Below are 15105 nucleotides of genomic sequence, written 5' to 3' on the forward strand. Positions count from 1 at the left end.
GAAAAATGAAAGAAAAAATCATCAAAAAAGCAACAGACATGTTCCTGAAACTTGGTTTCAAGAGTGTAACTATGGATGATATTGCTTGTGAAATGTGCATTTCTAAAAAAACAATTTACAAATATTTTAGCAACAAAGAGAAATTAATTGAAGAAGGAACAGAAGTTATTCATCAAAATATTCATGCTCTAATGGATGAAGTTGTAGCAAAAAACCTTAATGCAATTGAAGAAAATTTTGAAATACGTAAAATGTTCAAGGAAATGTTTCAATCTTTTGATCATTCACCAGCGTATCAATTGAAAAAACACTATCCTGAAATTTATGAGAAAATGATGGCCAATGAAATTGAAGATTGCAATAAAATGTTTTCTCAAAATATTGTAAAAGGAATTCAACAAGGACTTTATAGGCAAGAAACAGATGTTGAATCGGCTACAAAATTCTATTACACCCTTATTTTTTCAATAAATGAAAATACTCAATTAGAAAGTGACGCCTACAAACTAGAAGGAAAAGCATTAGAATATCATACAAGAGCCATTGCAACACCTAAAGGAATAATAGAATTAGAAAAACAATTAATAAACTATATATAATCAACAATCCATGAAATCGCCATAAACACAAGTCTGCGAATGCAAACATCTATGAAAATAGCGATACATATGCACCAAAAAACAAATAATATTTACATATGAAAAACAAAATCATTCTAACCTTACTTTTCTTTGCTTCTTTACTGCAAGCCCAGGAACAAAAAAAAAGCTATTCTTTTACACTAAAACAAGCCATTGAACATGCTGTTCAAAATAATTATTCAGTAATTAATGCAAACAGAGATATTGAAACAGCTAAACAAAAAAAATGGGAAACTACTACAATAGGTTTACCTCAAATTAATGGAGCTGTTGGCTATCAAAATAATTTTAAATTACAAACCAATATTATTGATTTTGGTGGTGTTCCAACAGCATTAACTTTTGGAACTAAACACAATATGAATGCTTCTGCAACATTGAGTCAATTAATTTTTGATGGCTCTTATTTGGTAGGATTGCAATCAGCAAAAACCTATTTGAAAATATCTGAAAATGCAAAAGTAAAAACTACACAAGAAATTAAAGAGATTGTAATAAACTCTTATGGAAATGTGCTTTTAGCTGACGAAAGCATTTTAATACTTCAAAAAAACAAAGGTATTTTAGAAAAAACGTTGTCTGACACCAAAGAAATCTATAAAAACGGATTGATTGAAGAAGAAAATGTAGAACAATTACAAATCACTTTAGCATCCATTAATAGTTCCCTAGAAAATGTAAAGCGTCAAAAAACAATAGCAAATGATATGATGAAATTGTTGTTAGGAATAAACTTAGATAAAGAGTTAAAACTAACAGATAAGTTAGACAGCTTAACACAATCTAATGTTGACCTAGCATTATTAAAAGAAGAGTTTAATGTGACAAACAACATTGATTATCAAATAGGTCAAAATCTTCAAACTAGTAAAGAATTACTTTTAAAGTTAGAAAAAAGTAAAGCTTTACCATCACTTGGAGCAGCAGTAAATTTTGGTTACAATTCCTTTGGAAATGAATTCAATTTTTTAAATCAAGATCAAAAATGGTATAACTATTCTAATCTTGGTATTAATTTAAACGTTCCTATTTTTAGTAGTTTTGGAAGAAGTTCTAGAACACAACAAGCAAAAATTGCTTTAGAACAATCTAAAACACAATTAACAGAAACCGAACAAAAACTAAAACTACAATTTGAAAAAGCTAAAAGTGATTATGAATTTAGTTTAGAACAACTGACAACTTATAAAAGTAATTTGAATTTAGCAGAACGAATTGAAAACAAAAACCAAATCAAATTTACAGAAGGTTTGGCTAGTAGTTTCGATTTAACGAAAGCTCAAGAACAATTATACTCTGCTCAACAAAATTATCTTCAAGCAATGCTTGATGTGATCAATAAAAAAGCAACTTTAGAAAAATTAATAAACAAAAACTAATCCCAAAAAAATATGAAATCGACAATTCACGAATTCCAAAAAATAAAAGTCATGAGTAAAAAAATACTTTTAATCACTATAATATCTTTATCGATATTGTCTTGTTCCAAAAAAGAAAATGCTACAACTGTTGATGAATTAATTAAAGCTGGTAATGTAAAAGATCTTCAAACAAAAAAAGGTGTTATTCAAGCTGATTTAGCTAAAATTGATGAAGCTCTTTCAAAATTAGTAGATGTTAAAAATCAAGAAGCTTTAGTTTCTGTCTTAACTGTAAAAGATACTACTTTTAATCACTATTTAGAAATTCAAGGTAATGTTGACACAAAAGAAAACATTCTTGTTCAACCAGAATTCGGTGGAAACCTTACTTCTTTAACTGTAAAAGCAGGACAAAGAGTTTCTAAAGGACAAATTCTTGGTAGAGTTGATGATGCAGGTATGAGTCAACAATTGGCAAGTTTGGAAAACCAATATGCATTGGCAAAAACATCATTTGAAAGACAAAAAAATCTTTGGGATAAAAAAATTGGCTCTGAAATTCAATTTCTTCAAGCTCAAACTCAAATGGTTTCTGCTCAAAAAGCCGTTGCGCAGATGAGAGCTCAAGTATCTAAAACATTAATTCGTGCTCCTTTTTCAGGAACAATAGACGAAGTTTTTGTAGAAAAAGGGCAAATTGTTTCGCCAAGTCCACAAGGTTTGATGAGGATAATAAATCTTGGAAACATGTATGTTTCAACATCTGTTCCTGAAACCTATATCGGAAAACTAAAAGTTGGTACCGAAGTTGATGTTTTCTTAACTTCTTTGGGCAAAACTTACAAAGGAAGAGTGCGTCAAGTAGGTAATTATTTAAATCCAAATAACAGAAGTTTCGGAATTGAAGTAAGTGTACCAAATCCAGAAAACTTATTACGTCCAAATCAAGTTGCAAAACTAAAAATCATTGATTATACCAATAAAAATTCGATTGTAGTTCCAAGCAATGTTATTCAAGAAGATGGAACAAAAAACAAATTTGTTTTCACGGTAACTAATTCTAATGGAAAAACAGGAACTGCTAAAAAAGTACTTGTAAAAATTGGAAAATCTTCTGATAATGTAACCGAAATTGTAAGCGGATTATCAGCAAATGACATTATTGTAATAGAAGGTGTAAACACTATTGCAGACGGAATGAAACTTAATTTCTAAATGTAAAATAGTTGTCAGTTTTCTGTTGTCAGTTCTAAACCGACAACTGATAACCGACAACCAACAACAAAATATATGAGTCACACAAATAAAGAATTCAGTATATCAAGTTGGGCAGTTGACAATCGAGTTACTGTTTACATCTTGACCTTATTAATCGTTGTTACAGGTGTAATTGCCTATGTAACAATGCCTCGTGAAGATTTTCCAGAAATCATTGAGAACAAAGTTTACATTTCGTCTGTTTTCCCAGGAAATTCTGCCGAAGATGTTGAAAAATTAGTTATCAAACCACTTGAAAAAGAATTTAAAAACATTTCTGGTGTTGAAAAAATCACTTCTAGTTCGTTTCAAGATTATGGTATGATTATCGTTGAATTTGCCGATAAAGTTGGTATTGAAGAAGCGAAAACTAAAATCAAAGACAAAGTCGATTTTTCTAAAGCGGATACAGATTGGCCAAATCTTGACAACGGAAGCAAAGTAGAACCAAACGTATTTGAATTAAACATTTCAGAAGAAGTGCCAATTTTAAATATCAATTTGCAAGGAAATTATACTACACAACAACTTAAAAAATATGGCGAATTGCTTCAAGATGATATTGAAGAAATTCCAGAAGTTAAAAAAGTAGATATTCTTGGTGTCGATGATAAAGAAGTTGAAATCGCTGTAGATATTTTCAAAATGACCGCTGCACAAGTTTCTTTTGACGAAATTCAAAATGCTGTGAAATATGAAAACATGACACTTTCGGGTGGAAATTTAGTTTCTCAAGGTTCTAGAAATAACATCAGAATTGTGGGTGAAATAAAAGATCCTAAAGAATTAGAAAATATTATAATCAAATCTTATGGTGGCGCAGTTTATCTAAAAGATATTGCAACAATCAGTTTCAAGGAAAAAGAAAAAACTACCTATGCTCGTGAAAAAGGAACTGAAGTGGTGATGTTGAATGTAAAAAAACGTTCTAATCAAAACATGATTTCGGCTATTGAGCAAGTAAAAGAAAAATTAGAAAAAGCGGAAACTTCATATTTGCCATCTAACTTAAAACTAACACTTTCAAACGATCAATCATCAAGAGTTGAACACCAAGTTAGTGAATTATCAAACCACATTATTTTTGGTATTGTGTTGGTAATGATTGTATTGATGTTTACTATGGGATTACGAAATTCGCTTTTCGTTGGAGCAGCAATTCCGCTTTCTATGTTGATGGCTTTTAGTATTCTTTCTATGTTTGGATTGACCTTAAACACTATGGTTCTTTTCGGATTAGTTATGGGATTAGGAATGCTTGTTGACGACGGAATCGTAGTTGTAGACAACGTTTTTGCCAACATGAAAAAAGGAATGGATAGAGTTACCGCTTCCAAAGTTGGTATTGGCGAAATTGCTTGGCCTGTAATATCCTCAACTGCAACAACACTTATGGCATTTTTACCATTTGCATTGTGGCCAGGAACTATGGGTAAATTCATGAAATATTTCCCAATTACATTGACAGTTACACTTACGGCTTCATTATTTGTGGCAATGGTTGTAAATGCTGCCATGACTGGTGGTTCTATGGCTATTGAAGATAAAAATGTTTCTAAAAAATCAGCAAAGACCTATTCAATTGTATTTACAGTAATAGCTGTAATTTTTGTGATACTTGGTAATATTTATGATTCAAAATTTGCTAAAGCAATTGGACATTTAGCAATAATTTCATTAGGATTAATGTGGTTGTACAAACTAAAATTACACCAATGGACGCAAGATTTTCAACATAACTTTTTTCCAAAAATGGAAGACAAGTACAAAAATTTCTTGGCTAAAATATTGACAGGAAAAAGAGCTTGGTTTGCCTTGGCAGGAATTATTGGTTTGTTGTTTTTCTCCTTCATTTTACTTGCAATTTTCCCAAGAAAAGTATTGTTTTTTCCAGAAAATACTCCAAATCAAGTAATTACTTATATTGAATATCCGCAAGGAACAGACATTAAAAAAACTAACAAAGCAACCTTATTTGTAGAAAAACAAGTTATCGAAATTTTGAGCAAATATGTTGATGAAACTACCAAAGAAAATTTCTTGGCAGAATCTATTGTTTCTCAAGTTGGTGTTGGTGCAGGAAATCCTAATGTTGACGCAGGTTCAGCATCGGAAACACCTTTCAAAGGAAAAGTAACCGTAAATTTCTCTGAATTCAAATTCCGTCAAGGCATTGACACCAATGTAATTTTAGAAGAAATTCGTGCTAAAGTAAAAGGTATTGCAGGCGCAACTGTTACGGTTGAAAAAGATTCAAATGGTCCGCCAGCAGGTTATCCAATTAGTATTCAACTTACAGGAACTGACTATGATTTGATGTTGAAAGAAGCCGACAAAATGATTGCTTTTATTGATACCAAAAACATTCCAGGAATTGAGCGTTTGAGTGTTGATGTTAATAAAGAAAGTCCAGAACTTGAAGTAAAAGTAGATAGAGTTAGTGCAGGAAGTTTAGGCGTTTCAACAGGACAATTAGGATTTAATTTACGTCGTTCCGTTTATGGTCAAGAAATCTCAACTTATAAAGAAGGTGACGACGATTATAATATTACGATGCGTATGCAAGAGGACCAACGCAAGAACGAAAATGTATTGTTCAATCAATCATTAACTTTCCGTAATCAAAATAATGGACAGATGATGCAAGTGCCAATTTCGGCAGTTTCTCAAACGGAAAAAACGACTACTTACAACCAAATCAAAAGAAAAAACCAAAAACGAATCATGACGGTTTATTCTAATGTTTTAACAGGTTTTAATGGTGACGAAATAACAAAACAAATTCAAACAGAATTAAAAGGATATGAATTACCAAAAACAGTAACCTATTCGTTTTCTGGAGTTCAAGAAGAACAAGGAAAGAATCAAAGTTTCTTGATGTACGCACTGTTTTTAGCCTTGGCAGGAATCACAATTATTATTGTTTTGCAATTTAATTCGGTTTCAAAAACAATGGTAATTTTATTTACAGTTATCTTGAGTTTCAGTGGAGTTTTCTACGGATATGTCATTGCAAATATGGATTTCGTAATCCTAATGACAATGATGGGGATTATTTCTCTTGCCGGAATTGTAGTAAAAAACGGAATTGTATTAATGGACTTCTTTGTACTTTTATTAGATAAAAAAGTAGCAGACAAGCATTTATCAAGCCACGATGATTTATCGCTTGAAGAAATAAAAGAAGTAATCATCGAATCAGGTAAATCTCGTTTACGTCCAGTATTATTGACTGCTTTAACGGCGGTTCTAGGATTAATTCCTTTGGCAATTGGTTTAAACTTTGACTTTTTCTCTTTAATAACAGACTTAAATCCACATATATTTATTGGTGGAGATAACGTAATGTTTTGGGGACCATTAGCATGGACTATCATCTTCGGATTAACCTATGCAACTGTTTTAACTTTGATTATGGTTCCAGTAATGTTCTACTTAGTAAAACGAGTAAAATATAAATTGAGAGACAGAAGAGAAAACAGAAGAATTGCAACTGAAGATTAATAAAATTGTTTATTAAACAAAAAAGCTCCGAAGAATATTCGGAGCTTTTTATTTTATAAAATGATTTCTATTATTTCAATAAAGCATCAAGTTGTTCTTGCAATTTAGGGTTTGAAGGTCTATCAGCATCTGCATTAACCACTTTTCCAGTTGGATCGATTAAAATAAATCTTGGAATAGAATTAATTCCAAATGCTTTAATAAAATCAGACATCCAATTTTTATCAGCATACAATTGAATTCCTCCAAGTTGTTTTTCAACGACAAACTTTTTCCACTTCTCATAATCTTTTTGCTCATCAACAGAGATACTTACAAAAGCAATTTTTTTATCATGATATTTCTCTTCAATTTTTTGAAGTGAAGGAATTTCAGCACGACAAGGTCCACACCAAGTTGCCCAAACATCAATATAAACATACTTACCTTTTAAATCCTCTAACTTTGTTTTTCCACCTGCATGGTTTTCATAATCAAAAGAAGGTGCTTGAGTATTGTTTAATTTTTGTTGTTTTAGTTTCTCTCCAAAATACATCTTCATTTGAAACATTTCTGTTTCCATAGCTTTTTTCTGTAGTGCAACAAAATTTGGATCTAATTTTACAGCATCCAACTTTGCAATATCTCCTTTTTGCTTTTCTGTAATTTTAGCGGTAAACTCTTCCATAGTTTTAGCAGCAAAAAGACTTTCTGCATCAAATTTACTTTCACTCAATATTTTTTGAGCTAAATAATTATTCTCCGCTGCTCCTTTTCCAGAATAAACAATCGATTCGTCAAAATTTTCTGCATCCATTTTCAATTTTAAGTCAAAACCATTTTTCAAAAACAGTTCACTGTACTCAGCCCCATCAAACAATTGATACATTCCTTCTTTAATTTCAAATGACGAACTAAAATGTCCATCACCTTCTACTTTAATTTCTTTTACAATAATTCTATTATTTTTAATAAAAAGGATATCGCCATTTCTGTGAGCAACATCTGCTTCAAACTTTACAACATTATCTTGCCCAAAGCTTATATTTGATAAAACAAGCGCAAATAAAAAGAATCCAAATTTTTTCATATCATTAATTTTAATTTAAGTAAAACCAAATGTAGTTAAATTTATTTACCATCAATTATTCATTATGAAAATATTTAGTGTTTATTTTCGGTTGAAGTTTTTTACTTTTGCACTCGAGACCGAAGGTCGTATTTTTATTTATAAAAAAATTTTATTCCAAATGTATAGAAGTCATAATTGTGGTGAGTTGAACGCCTCACATATTAATCAAGAAGTAACACTTGCTGGTTGGGTACAAAAATCAAGAGATAAGGGATTCATGAATTGGGTTGATTTACGAGACCGATATGGAATAACTCAATTGTTATTTGACGAAAGTCGTTCCGAAAAATCAGTTTTTGAATTGGCTAAAACCCTTGGAAGAGAATTTGTAGTTAAAGTAAAAGGAACTGTAATTGAGCGTGAAGCCAAAAATAAAAATATTGCAACTGGCGAAATTGAAATTCTTGTAAAAGAAATGACAATTCTAAATGCAGCTTTAACTCCACCTTTCACTATTGAAGATGAAACCGACGGAGGTGAAGACATTAGAATGAAATACCGTTACTTGGATATTCGTAGAAATCCAGTTAAAAACAGTTTGTTGTTCCGTCATAAAGTAGCACAAGCAGTTAGAAATTACCTTTCTAATTTGGATTTTTGTGAAGTTGAAACACCTTATTTAATCAAATCAACTCCAGAAGGTGCTCGAGATTTCGTAGTTCCAAGTAGAATGAACGAAGGTCAGTTTTATGCTTTACCACAATCACCTCAAACATTCAAACAACTATTGATGGTTGGTGGAATGGATAAATATTTTCAAATTGTAAAATGTTTCCGTGACGAAGATTTACGTGCCGATAGACAGCCAGAGTTCACCCAAATCGATTGCGAAATGGCATTTGTAGAACAAGAAGATATTTTAAATGTATTTGAAGGATTAACACGTCATTTACTAAAAGAGATAAAAGGCATTGAAGTAGAAAAATTCCCAAGAATTACCTACGATTACGCAATGAAAACTTACGGTAACGACAAACCAGATATTCGTTTTGATATGAAATTTGGTGAGTTAAACGAAGTAGCAAAACACAAAGAATTTCCAGTTTTCAATTCCGCTGAATTAGTTGTTGGAATTGCAGCTCCAAATTGCGCAAATTATACTCGTAAAGAAATTGATGCATTGATTGATTGGGTAAAACGTCCACAAGTTGGCGCATCTGGAATGGTTTATGTAAAATGTGAGGCTGATGGAACTTATAAATCATCGGTAGATAAATTCTACGACCAAGACGATTTAGCAAAATGGGCAGAAATTACTGGTGCAAAAGCTGGTGATATGATTTTTGTGCTTTCTGGTCCAGCTGACAAAACTAGAACGCAACTTTCTGCATTAAGAATGGAATTAGCAACACGATTAGGATTAAGAAATCCAGCAGAATTTGCTCCATTATGGGTTGTAGATTTCCCATTATTAGAATTGGATGAAGAATCTGGAAGATGGCATGCAATGCACCATCCATTTACTTCGCCAAAACCAGAAGACATGGAATTGTTAGCAACAAATCCAGGAAAAGTTCGTGCCAATGCTTACGATATGGTTTTAAACGGGAATGAAATTGGTGGTGGTTCTATTAGAATTCACGATAAAGCAACCCAACAATTAATGTTCAAATATTTAGGATTTACAGAAGAAGAAGCTCGTAATCAGTTTGGATTCTTGATGGATGCGTTCCAATTTGGAGCACCACCACACGGAGGTTTAGCATTTGGATTGGATAGATTAGTAGCAATTCTTGGTGGTCAAGAAACCATTCGTGATTTTATTGCCTTTCCAAAAAACAATTCTGGAAGAGATGTAATGATTGATGCGCCATCTGTAATTGATGACTTACAATTGAACGAATTACACATAAAAGTTGATTTGAAGTAAAAACTATCAAATTCTCAAATATTATAAAAGCAACTATTTAAAAATTTATAAATAGTTGCTTTTTCTATTACAAAATTTAGAATTTTTCAAATATTATGTTGAAAATCATTCAATTATAATTTTAAATTATTATAAAATTTTTAAAATTTTATTTAATTTTTGTTTGCTATGTCATAAATAAGTATATCTTTGACCATTATTAATTTTTTTTACATTACAAAATGCGCACAGGTACAGTTAAATTTTTCAATGAGTCTAAAGGTTACGGATTCATTACAGATGATGAAAATGGAAAAGACATTTTCGTTCACGCTACAGGTATTAAAGCTGAAAACTTAAACGAAGGAGACAAAGTTTCTTACGAAGAAGAAGAAGGAAGAAAAGGTAAAGTAGCTGCTCAAGTAGTAGTTATCGAAGACTAATATATATTATTTTTTGATTGCCTAAATGGTCTAAACGCTCTGAAAATTTCAGAGCGTTTTTTTGTTTTAATAAATATTATTTAGAATAGGTTTAAATAAACGATTTTAACGGATAAATAACAAACGTTTATCTAATGATTTTTGAGAATTAAATAATGCAATGTATATTTGTAGCTATTTTACAAATACTAACTTTTAGAGACATGCCATCTACACAAATTGATTATTTACCAATCTTAATGCAAGCTGGTCTAGCAATAGGATTTGTTGTCGCAACTATTATTGGTTCTAGTTTTCTTGGACCAAAAAGACATTCTAAAAACAAAGATAAAAATTTCGAATGCGGTATTGAATCTGTAGGAAATGCTCGTATTCCTTTTTCTGTAAAATATTTTCTTGTTGCAATTCTTTTTGTGCTTTTTGATGTAGAGGTTATATTCTTGTATCCTTGGGCGGTAAATTTTAAAGAATTAGGAATAGATGGAATGATAAAAATGGTTATTTTCATGTTGTTACTTTTAGTTGGTTTCTTCTACATTATTAAGAAGAAAGCATTAGAGTGGGAATAGATTAATTACGAATTATAAATTACGAATTATAAATGAGTGATTCTAAAACAAAAATGGTTGCTCCACCAGAAGGAGTAACAGGTGAAGGATTCTTCGCTACTAAACTAAATGATGTTGTTGGGTTAGCACGTGCTAATTCACTTTGGCCTTTACCTTTTGCAACTTCTTGCTGTGGTATTGAGTTCATGGCTACCATGGCGTCTCATTACGATTTAGCGCGTTTTGGTTCAGAAAGAGTAAGCTTTTCTCCGCGACAAGCCGATATGTTAATGGTAATGGGAACGATTTCTAAAAAAATGGCACCTATTTTACGTCAAGTTTACGAACAAATGTCTGAACCTCGTTGGGTGATTTCTGTTGGTGCTTGTGCGTGTTCAGGTGGAGTTTTCGATACATATTCTGTTTTACAAGGAATTGACAAAGTAATTCCAGTAGACGTTTATGTACCAGGTTGTCCTCCAAGACCAGAACAAATTGTTGATGGCGTAATGCAATTACAAGAATTAGTGAAGAATGAATCTGTTCGCAGAAGGAATTCTCCAGAATATAAAGAATTATTAGCTTCTTACAACCTATAATATGGCTTTAGAAACGGCATACATACAAGAAAAAATGACTCAAAAATTTGGAAACAAAGCTTTGAATTTTTCTATGAGTCGAGATATTTTTTCATTCGAAGCTACTTCAGATGCTATCTACGAAGTAATTAGAACTTTAAAAACAGAAGAGGATTTAAATTTTCACTTCTTAACCGATTTATGTGGGGTTCACTATCCAGACAATGATGAAAATCATCAATTTGCAGTAGTTTATCATCTTCACAATTGGGTTGAAAATGTTAGAATTAGAATAACTACTTATCTTAATGGTGAAAATCCGGAAGTTCATTCAATGACCGATTTATTTCTTTGCACCAATTGGATGGAAAGAGAAACATTTGACTTTTACGGAATCAATTTCATAGGTCACCCACAATTGAAACGTATTTTGAATATGGATGAAATGGTTTCTTTTCCGATGCGAAAAGAATTTCCAATGGAAGATAGCGGTAGAACAGATAAAGACGATCGTTTCTTTGGAAGAACGGCACAAAAAATATAAAACAAAATAAATAATTCAACATTATAAAATGTCAGACTTATTATTATTACCAGAGCATCGATATGCCAAAGTTATTGAACAAACTCGCAACGAAGACGGAAGCGAGCTTTCAATATTAAATCTTGGTCCAACGCATCCAGCAACACATGGTATTTTTCAAAATATCTTGCTTATGGATGGTGAACGAATTCTTGATGCAGAACCAACCATTGGTTACATTCACCGTGCTTTTGAAAAAATTGCAGAAAACCGTCCTTTTTATCAGGTAAATGTTTTGACTGACAGAATGAACTACTGTTCTTCTCCTATTAATAACATGGCTTGGTGGATGACAGTCGAAAAATTATTAGAAATTGAAGTTCCAAAACGGGCTCAATATTTAAGAGTTATCGTAATGGAATTAGCGCGTATAACAGACCACTTAATCTGTAATTCGATTCTAGGAGTTGATACTGGAGCTTATACAGGTTTCCTTTATGTATTCCAATTTAGAGAAAAAGTATACGAAATTTACGAAGAAATTTGTGGTGCTCGTCTTACAACAAATATGGGTAGAATCGGTGGTTTCGAAAGAGATTGGTCGGAAGCTGCCTTCAAAAAATTAGACACTTTTTTAACAGATTTTCCAGTTGCTTGGAAAGAATTTGAAAACCTTTTCGAAAGAAACAGAATTTTCATCGACAGAACTGTGAATGTCGGACCAATCACTGCTGAAAAAGCAATGCAATATGGTTTAACTGGACCTAATTTACGTGCTGCCGGAATTGATTATGACGTTAGAAAAGCACAACCTTATTCTTCTTATGAAGATTTTGAATTTGATGTTCCTGTAGGAAAATCAGGTGATACTTACGATAGATTTTGTGTAAGAAATGCCGAAGTTTGGGAAAGTTTAAGCATCATCAAACAAGCATTAGCAAAATTACCAGAAGGACCAATTCATGCTGATGTTCCTGATTATTATTTGCCTCCAAAAGAAGATGTTTACCACAATATGGAAAGCTTAATTTATCACTTTAAAATCGTGATGGGTGAAGTCCCAGTTCCAGTAGCAGAAATCTATCATCCTGTAGAAGGCGGAAATGGAGAATTAGGATTTTATTTAATAACTGACGGAAGTAGAACGCCATACAGACTTCACTTTAGAAGACCTTGCTTCATTTACTATCAAGCTTATACAGAAATGATTAAAGGTGGAATGTTATCTGACGCCATCGTAATATTATCAAGTTTAAATGTAATTGCTGGAGAATTAGACGCATAATAAGAAAGATTGCAGAATGCAGATTTTAGATTGCAGATTCAAATATCTAAAATCTAAAATTTAATATCTAAAATTAGAAATGGAAAGATCACATATAAAACAAGAGATAAACATAACTGAATCATTGATGAACCGTATCAATGAATTAATCAGTCATTATCCTGAAGGCAAACAAAAATCGGCTTTACTACCAGTTTTGCACGAAGTTCAAGATGCTCACGACAATTGGTTGAGTATTGAATTGCAAAACAAAGTTGCTGAAATTCTTCAAATTCAAAATATTGAAGTTTACGAAGTTGTAACTTTTTACACGATGTTCAACCAACGTCCAATTGGAAAATACATGTTTGAATTCTGTCAAACTTCTCCTTGTTGTCAAAACGGAGTGGAAGATTTAATGGATTACACCTGTTCTAAATTGGGTGTAAAAGTAGGCGAACCAACTCCAGACATGATGTTTGAAGTTCGCGGTGTGGAATGTCTTGGCGCTTGCGGATATGCTCCAATGATGCAATTGGGTGATTTCTACCAAGAGCATTTAACAAAAGAAAAAATCGATCAGTTAGTGTCTGATTGTAAAGACGGAAAAATCACTTTACACGATAAATAGTATCATGGGAAGAAAAATATTATTAGACAAAATAAACGTTCCAGGAATTAAAACTTATGAAGTATATCGTCGTGAAGGCGGTTACGCATCAGTAGAAAAAGCCTTGAAAAAAATGACTCCAGATGAAGTTGTTGAAGAAGTAAAAACTTCAGGACTTCGAGGACGTGGTGGTGCAGGATTTCCAGCGGGAATGAAATGGAGTTTTATCGATAAAAAATCAGGTAATCCAAGACATTTAGTTTGTAATGCTGACGAATCAGAGCCAGGAACTTTCAAAGACCGTTTCTTAATGGAGTACATTCCTCACCTTTTGATTGAAGGAATGATTACATCAAGTTACGCTCTTGGAGCAAACTTATCCTACATCTACATTCGTGGTGAATACATGTGGGTTTACAAAATTTTAGAAAGAGCCATTGCCGAAGCAAAAGCTGCTGGTTGGTTGGGTAAAAATATACTAGGTTCAGGTTACGATTTAGAACTTTTCGTTCAAATTGGTGGTGGTGCTTACATCTGCGGAGAAGAAACTGCACTAATTGAATCACTAGAAGGAAATCGTGGAAATCCAAGATTGAAACCACCATTTCCAGCTGTTAAAGGTCTTTGGCAAAATCCAACCGTAGTAAATAACGTAGAAACGATTGCTGCTGTGCCTTGGATTATCAATAATTCGGGTACTGACTATGCTGCAATCGGAATTGGTCGTTCAACTGGAACCAAATTAATTTCAGCATCTGGAAACATAAAAAATCAAGGCGTTTTCGAAATTGAATTGGGTGTTTCTGTTTACGAATTCATGAATTCTGATGAATATTGTGGTGGAATGCAAACCGACAGACCATTAAAAGCGTTAGTTCCTGGAGGAAGTTCGGTGCCAATTTTACCAGCCAATTTAATTTACAAAACTGCTGCTGGTGAAGACCGATTAATGACTTACGAAAGTTTATCTGATGGTGGATTCGCAACTGGTTCTATGTTAGGTTCTGGAGGATTTATTGTTTATGATGATAGAGCATGTATTGTTCGTAATACTTGGAATTTTTCACGTTTCTACCACCATGAATCTTGCGGACAATGCACACCATGCCGCGAAGGAACAGGTTGGTTAGAGAAAGTATTACACCGAATTGAAAACGGTCATGGACGCGAAGAAGACATCGAATTGTTGTGGAGTATTCAATCTAAAATTGAAGGAAATACAATTTGTCCATTAGGTGACGCGGCTTCATGGCCAGTTGCTGCGGCAATTCGTCATTTCAAAGAGGAATTTGAATACCATATTCGTTTCCCAGAAAAAGTAAAAAATAGAGATCACTTTGTTGCTGAACCATTTGAAAAAATGGGACATTTAGTAGCAAAACAAGAAATATAATTTAAAAGTACGAAGTTATAAGT

The 15105-nt window shown here is 32.5% G+C and carries 13 protein-coding genes; 12 read left to right on the top strand and 1 reads right to left on the bottom strand.

Annotated features, from left to right (window positions below):
* Positions 1-5 precede the first annotated feature (5 nt).
* The 4 genes from ABD771_RS05875 to ABD771_RS05890 all read left to right on the top strand — a co-directional run bounded on the left by ABD771_RS05875 (position 6) and on the right by ABD771_RS05890 (position 6763).
* Positions 6-599, top strand: a complete 594-nt coding sequence (locus tag ABD771_RS05875) for a TetR/AcrR family transcriptional regulator (RefSeq protein WP_345091993.1) — start codon at positions 6-8, stop codon at positions 597-599.
* 98 nt (positions 600-697) lie between these two features.
* Entirely contained in the window at positions 698-2020 is a 1323-nt protein-coding gene (locus tag ABD771_RS05880; protein ID WP_345091996.1) for a TolC family protein, read from the top strand.
* A gap of 51 nt (positions 2021-2071) precedes the next feature.
* On the top strand, positions 2072-3217 hold the full coding sequence (locus ABD771_RS05885; RefSeq protein WP_345091999.1) for an efflux RND transporter periplasmic adaptor subunit: 1146 nt from the start codon (positions 2072-2074) through the stop codon (positions 3215-3217).
* A 75-nt stretch (positions 3218-3292) separates the two neighbouring features.
* Positions 3293-6763 (top strand): efflux RND transporter permease subunit, encoded by a 3471-nt coding sequence (locus ABD771_RS05890; protein ID WP_345092002.1) that lies wholly within the window; start codon positions 3293-3295, stop codon positions 6761-6763.
* A 70-nt stretch (positions 6764-6833) separates the two neighbouring features.
* Here the strand turns inward: ABD771_RS05890 and ABD771_RS05895 are convergent, their stop codons facing one another.
* Positions 6834-7832 (bottom strand): TlpA family protein disulfide reductase, encoded by a 999-nt coding sequence (locus ABD771_RS05895; protein ID WP_345092005.1) that lies wholly within the window; start codon positions 7830-7832, stop codon positions 6834-6836.
* A gap of 160 nt (positions 7833-7992) precedes the next feature.
* Between ABD771_RS05895 and aspS the strand changes: the two genes are divergently transcribed.
* The 8 genes from aspS to nuoF all read left to right on the top strand — a co-directional run bounded on the left by aspS (position 7993) and on the right by nuoF (position 15082).
* Complete coding sequence (gene aspS, locus ABD771_RS05900; RefSeq protein WP_345092008.1) at positions 7993-9744, top strand: aspartate--tRNA ligase; 1752 nt, start codon at positions 7993-7995, stop codon at positions 9742-9744.
* Between the two features lie 221 nt (positions 9745-9965).
* Positions 9966-10166: a cold-shock protein gene (locus tag ABD771_RS05905; RefSeq protein ID WP_298116537.1), complete on the top strand. Its 201-nt coding sequence runs from the start codon at positions 9966-9968 to the stop codon at positions 10164-10166.
* 203 nt (positions 10167-10369) lie between these two features.
* Positions 10370-10735 (top strand): NADH-quinone oxidoreductase subunit A, encoded by a 366-nt coding sequence (locus tag ABD771_RS05910; RefSeq protein WP_345092115.1) that lies wholly within the window; start codon positions 10370-10372, stop codon positions 10733-10735.
* A gap of 32 nt (positions 10736-10767) precedes the next feature.
* On the top strand, positions 10768-11313 hold the full coding sequence (locus ABD771_RS05915) for an NADH-quinone oxidoreductase subunit B (protein ID WP_298116535.1): 546 nt from the start codon (positions 10768-10770) through the stop codon (positions 11311-11313).
* Position 11314: 1 nt separating this feature from the next.
* Positions 11315-11836: an NADH-quinone oxidoreductase subunit C gene (locus ABD771_RS05920; RefSeq protein ID WP_345092013.1), complete on the top strand. Its 522-nt coding sequence runs from the start codon at positions 11315-11317 to the stop codon at positions 11834-11836.
* Between the two features lie 28 nt (positions 11837-11864).
* Complete coding sequence (nuoD, locus tag ABD771_RS05925; protein WP_345092016.1) at positions 11865-13100, top strand: NADH dehydrogenase (quinone) subunit D; 1236 nt, start codon at positions 11865-11867, stop codon at positions 13098-13100.
* Between the two features lie 79 nt (positions 13101-13179).
* Positions 13180-13710 (top strand): complex I 24 kDa subunit family protein, encoded by a 531-nt coding sequence (locus ABD771_RS05930; RefSeq protein WP_345092019.1) that lies wholly within the window; start codon positions 13180-13182, stop codon positions 13708-13710.
* A gap of 4 nt (positions 13711-13714) precedes the next feature.
* A complete protein-coding gene (gene nuoF / locus ABD771_RS05935; RefSeq protein WP_345092023.1) occupies positions 13715-15082 on the top strand; it encodes an NADH-quinone oxidoreductase subunit NuoF in 1368 nt (455 codons plus the stop codon).
* Positions 15083-15105 lie beyond the last annotated feature (23 nt).

The sequence above is a fragment of the Flavobacterium chungnamense genome (assembly GCF_039539165.1).
Taxonomy (GTDB): domain Bacteria; phylum Bacteroidota; class Bacteroidia; order Flavobacteriales; family Flavobacteriaceae; genus Flavobacterium; species Flavobacterium chungnamense.

Bases quoted from the DNA above. Each gene is read 5' to 3' on its own strand.
- aspS (WP_345092008.1), top strand. From the start codon at position 7,993: ATGTATAGAAGTCATAATTGTGGTGAGTTGAACGCCTCACATATTAAT.
- ABD771_RS05875 (WP_345091993.1), top strand. From the start codon at position 6: ATGAAAGAAAAAATCATCAAAAAAGCAACAGACATGTTCCTGAAACTT.
- nuoF (WP_345092023.1), top strand. From the start codon at position 13,715: ATGGGAAGAAAAATATTATTAGACAAAATAAACGTTCCAGGAATTAAA.
- ABD771_RS05915 (WP_298116535.1), top strand. From the start codon at position 10,768: ATGAGTGATTCTAAAACAAAAATGGTTGCTCCACCAGAAGGAGTAACA.
- ABD771_RS05880 (WP_345091996.1), top strand. From the start codon at position 698: ATGAAAAACAAAATCATTCTAACCTTACTTTTCTTTGCTTCTTTACTG.
- ABD771_RS05910 (WP_345092115.1), top strand. From the start codon at position 10,370: ATGCCATCTACACAAATTGATTATTTACCAATCTTAATGCAAGCTGGT.
- ABD771_RS05905 (WP_298116537.1), top strand. From the start codon at position 9,966: ATGCGCACAGGTACAGTTAAATTTTTCAATGAGTCTAAAGGTTACGGA.
- ABD771_RS05895 (WP_345092005.1), bottom strand. From the start codon at position 7,832: ATGAAAAAATTTGGATTCTTTTTATTTGCGCTTGTTTTATCAAATATA.
- nuoD (WP_345092016.1), top strand. From the start codon at position 11,865: ATGTCAGACTTATTATTATTACCAGAGCATCGATATGCCAAAGTTATT.
- ABD771_RS05920 (WP_345092013.1), top strand. From the start codon at position 11,315: ATGGCTTTAGAAACGGCATACATACAAGAAAAAATGACTCAAAAATTT.
- ABD771_RS05890 (WP_345092002.1), top strand. From the start codon at position 3,293: ATGAGTCACACAAATAAAGAATTCAGTATATCAAGTTGGGCAGTTGAC.
- ABD771_RS05885 (WP_345091999.1), top strand. From the start codon at position 2,072: ATGAGTAAAAAAATACTTTTAATCACTATAATATCTTTATCGATATTG.
- ABD771_RS05930 (WP_345092019.1), top strand. From the start codon at position 13,180: ATGGAAAGATCACATATAAAACAAGAGATAAACATAACTGAATCATTG.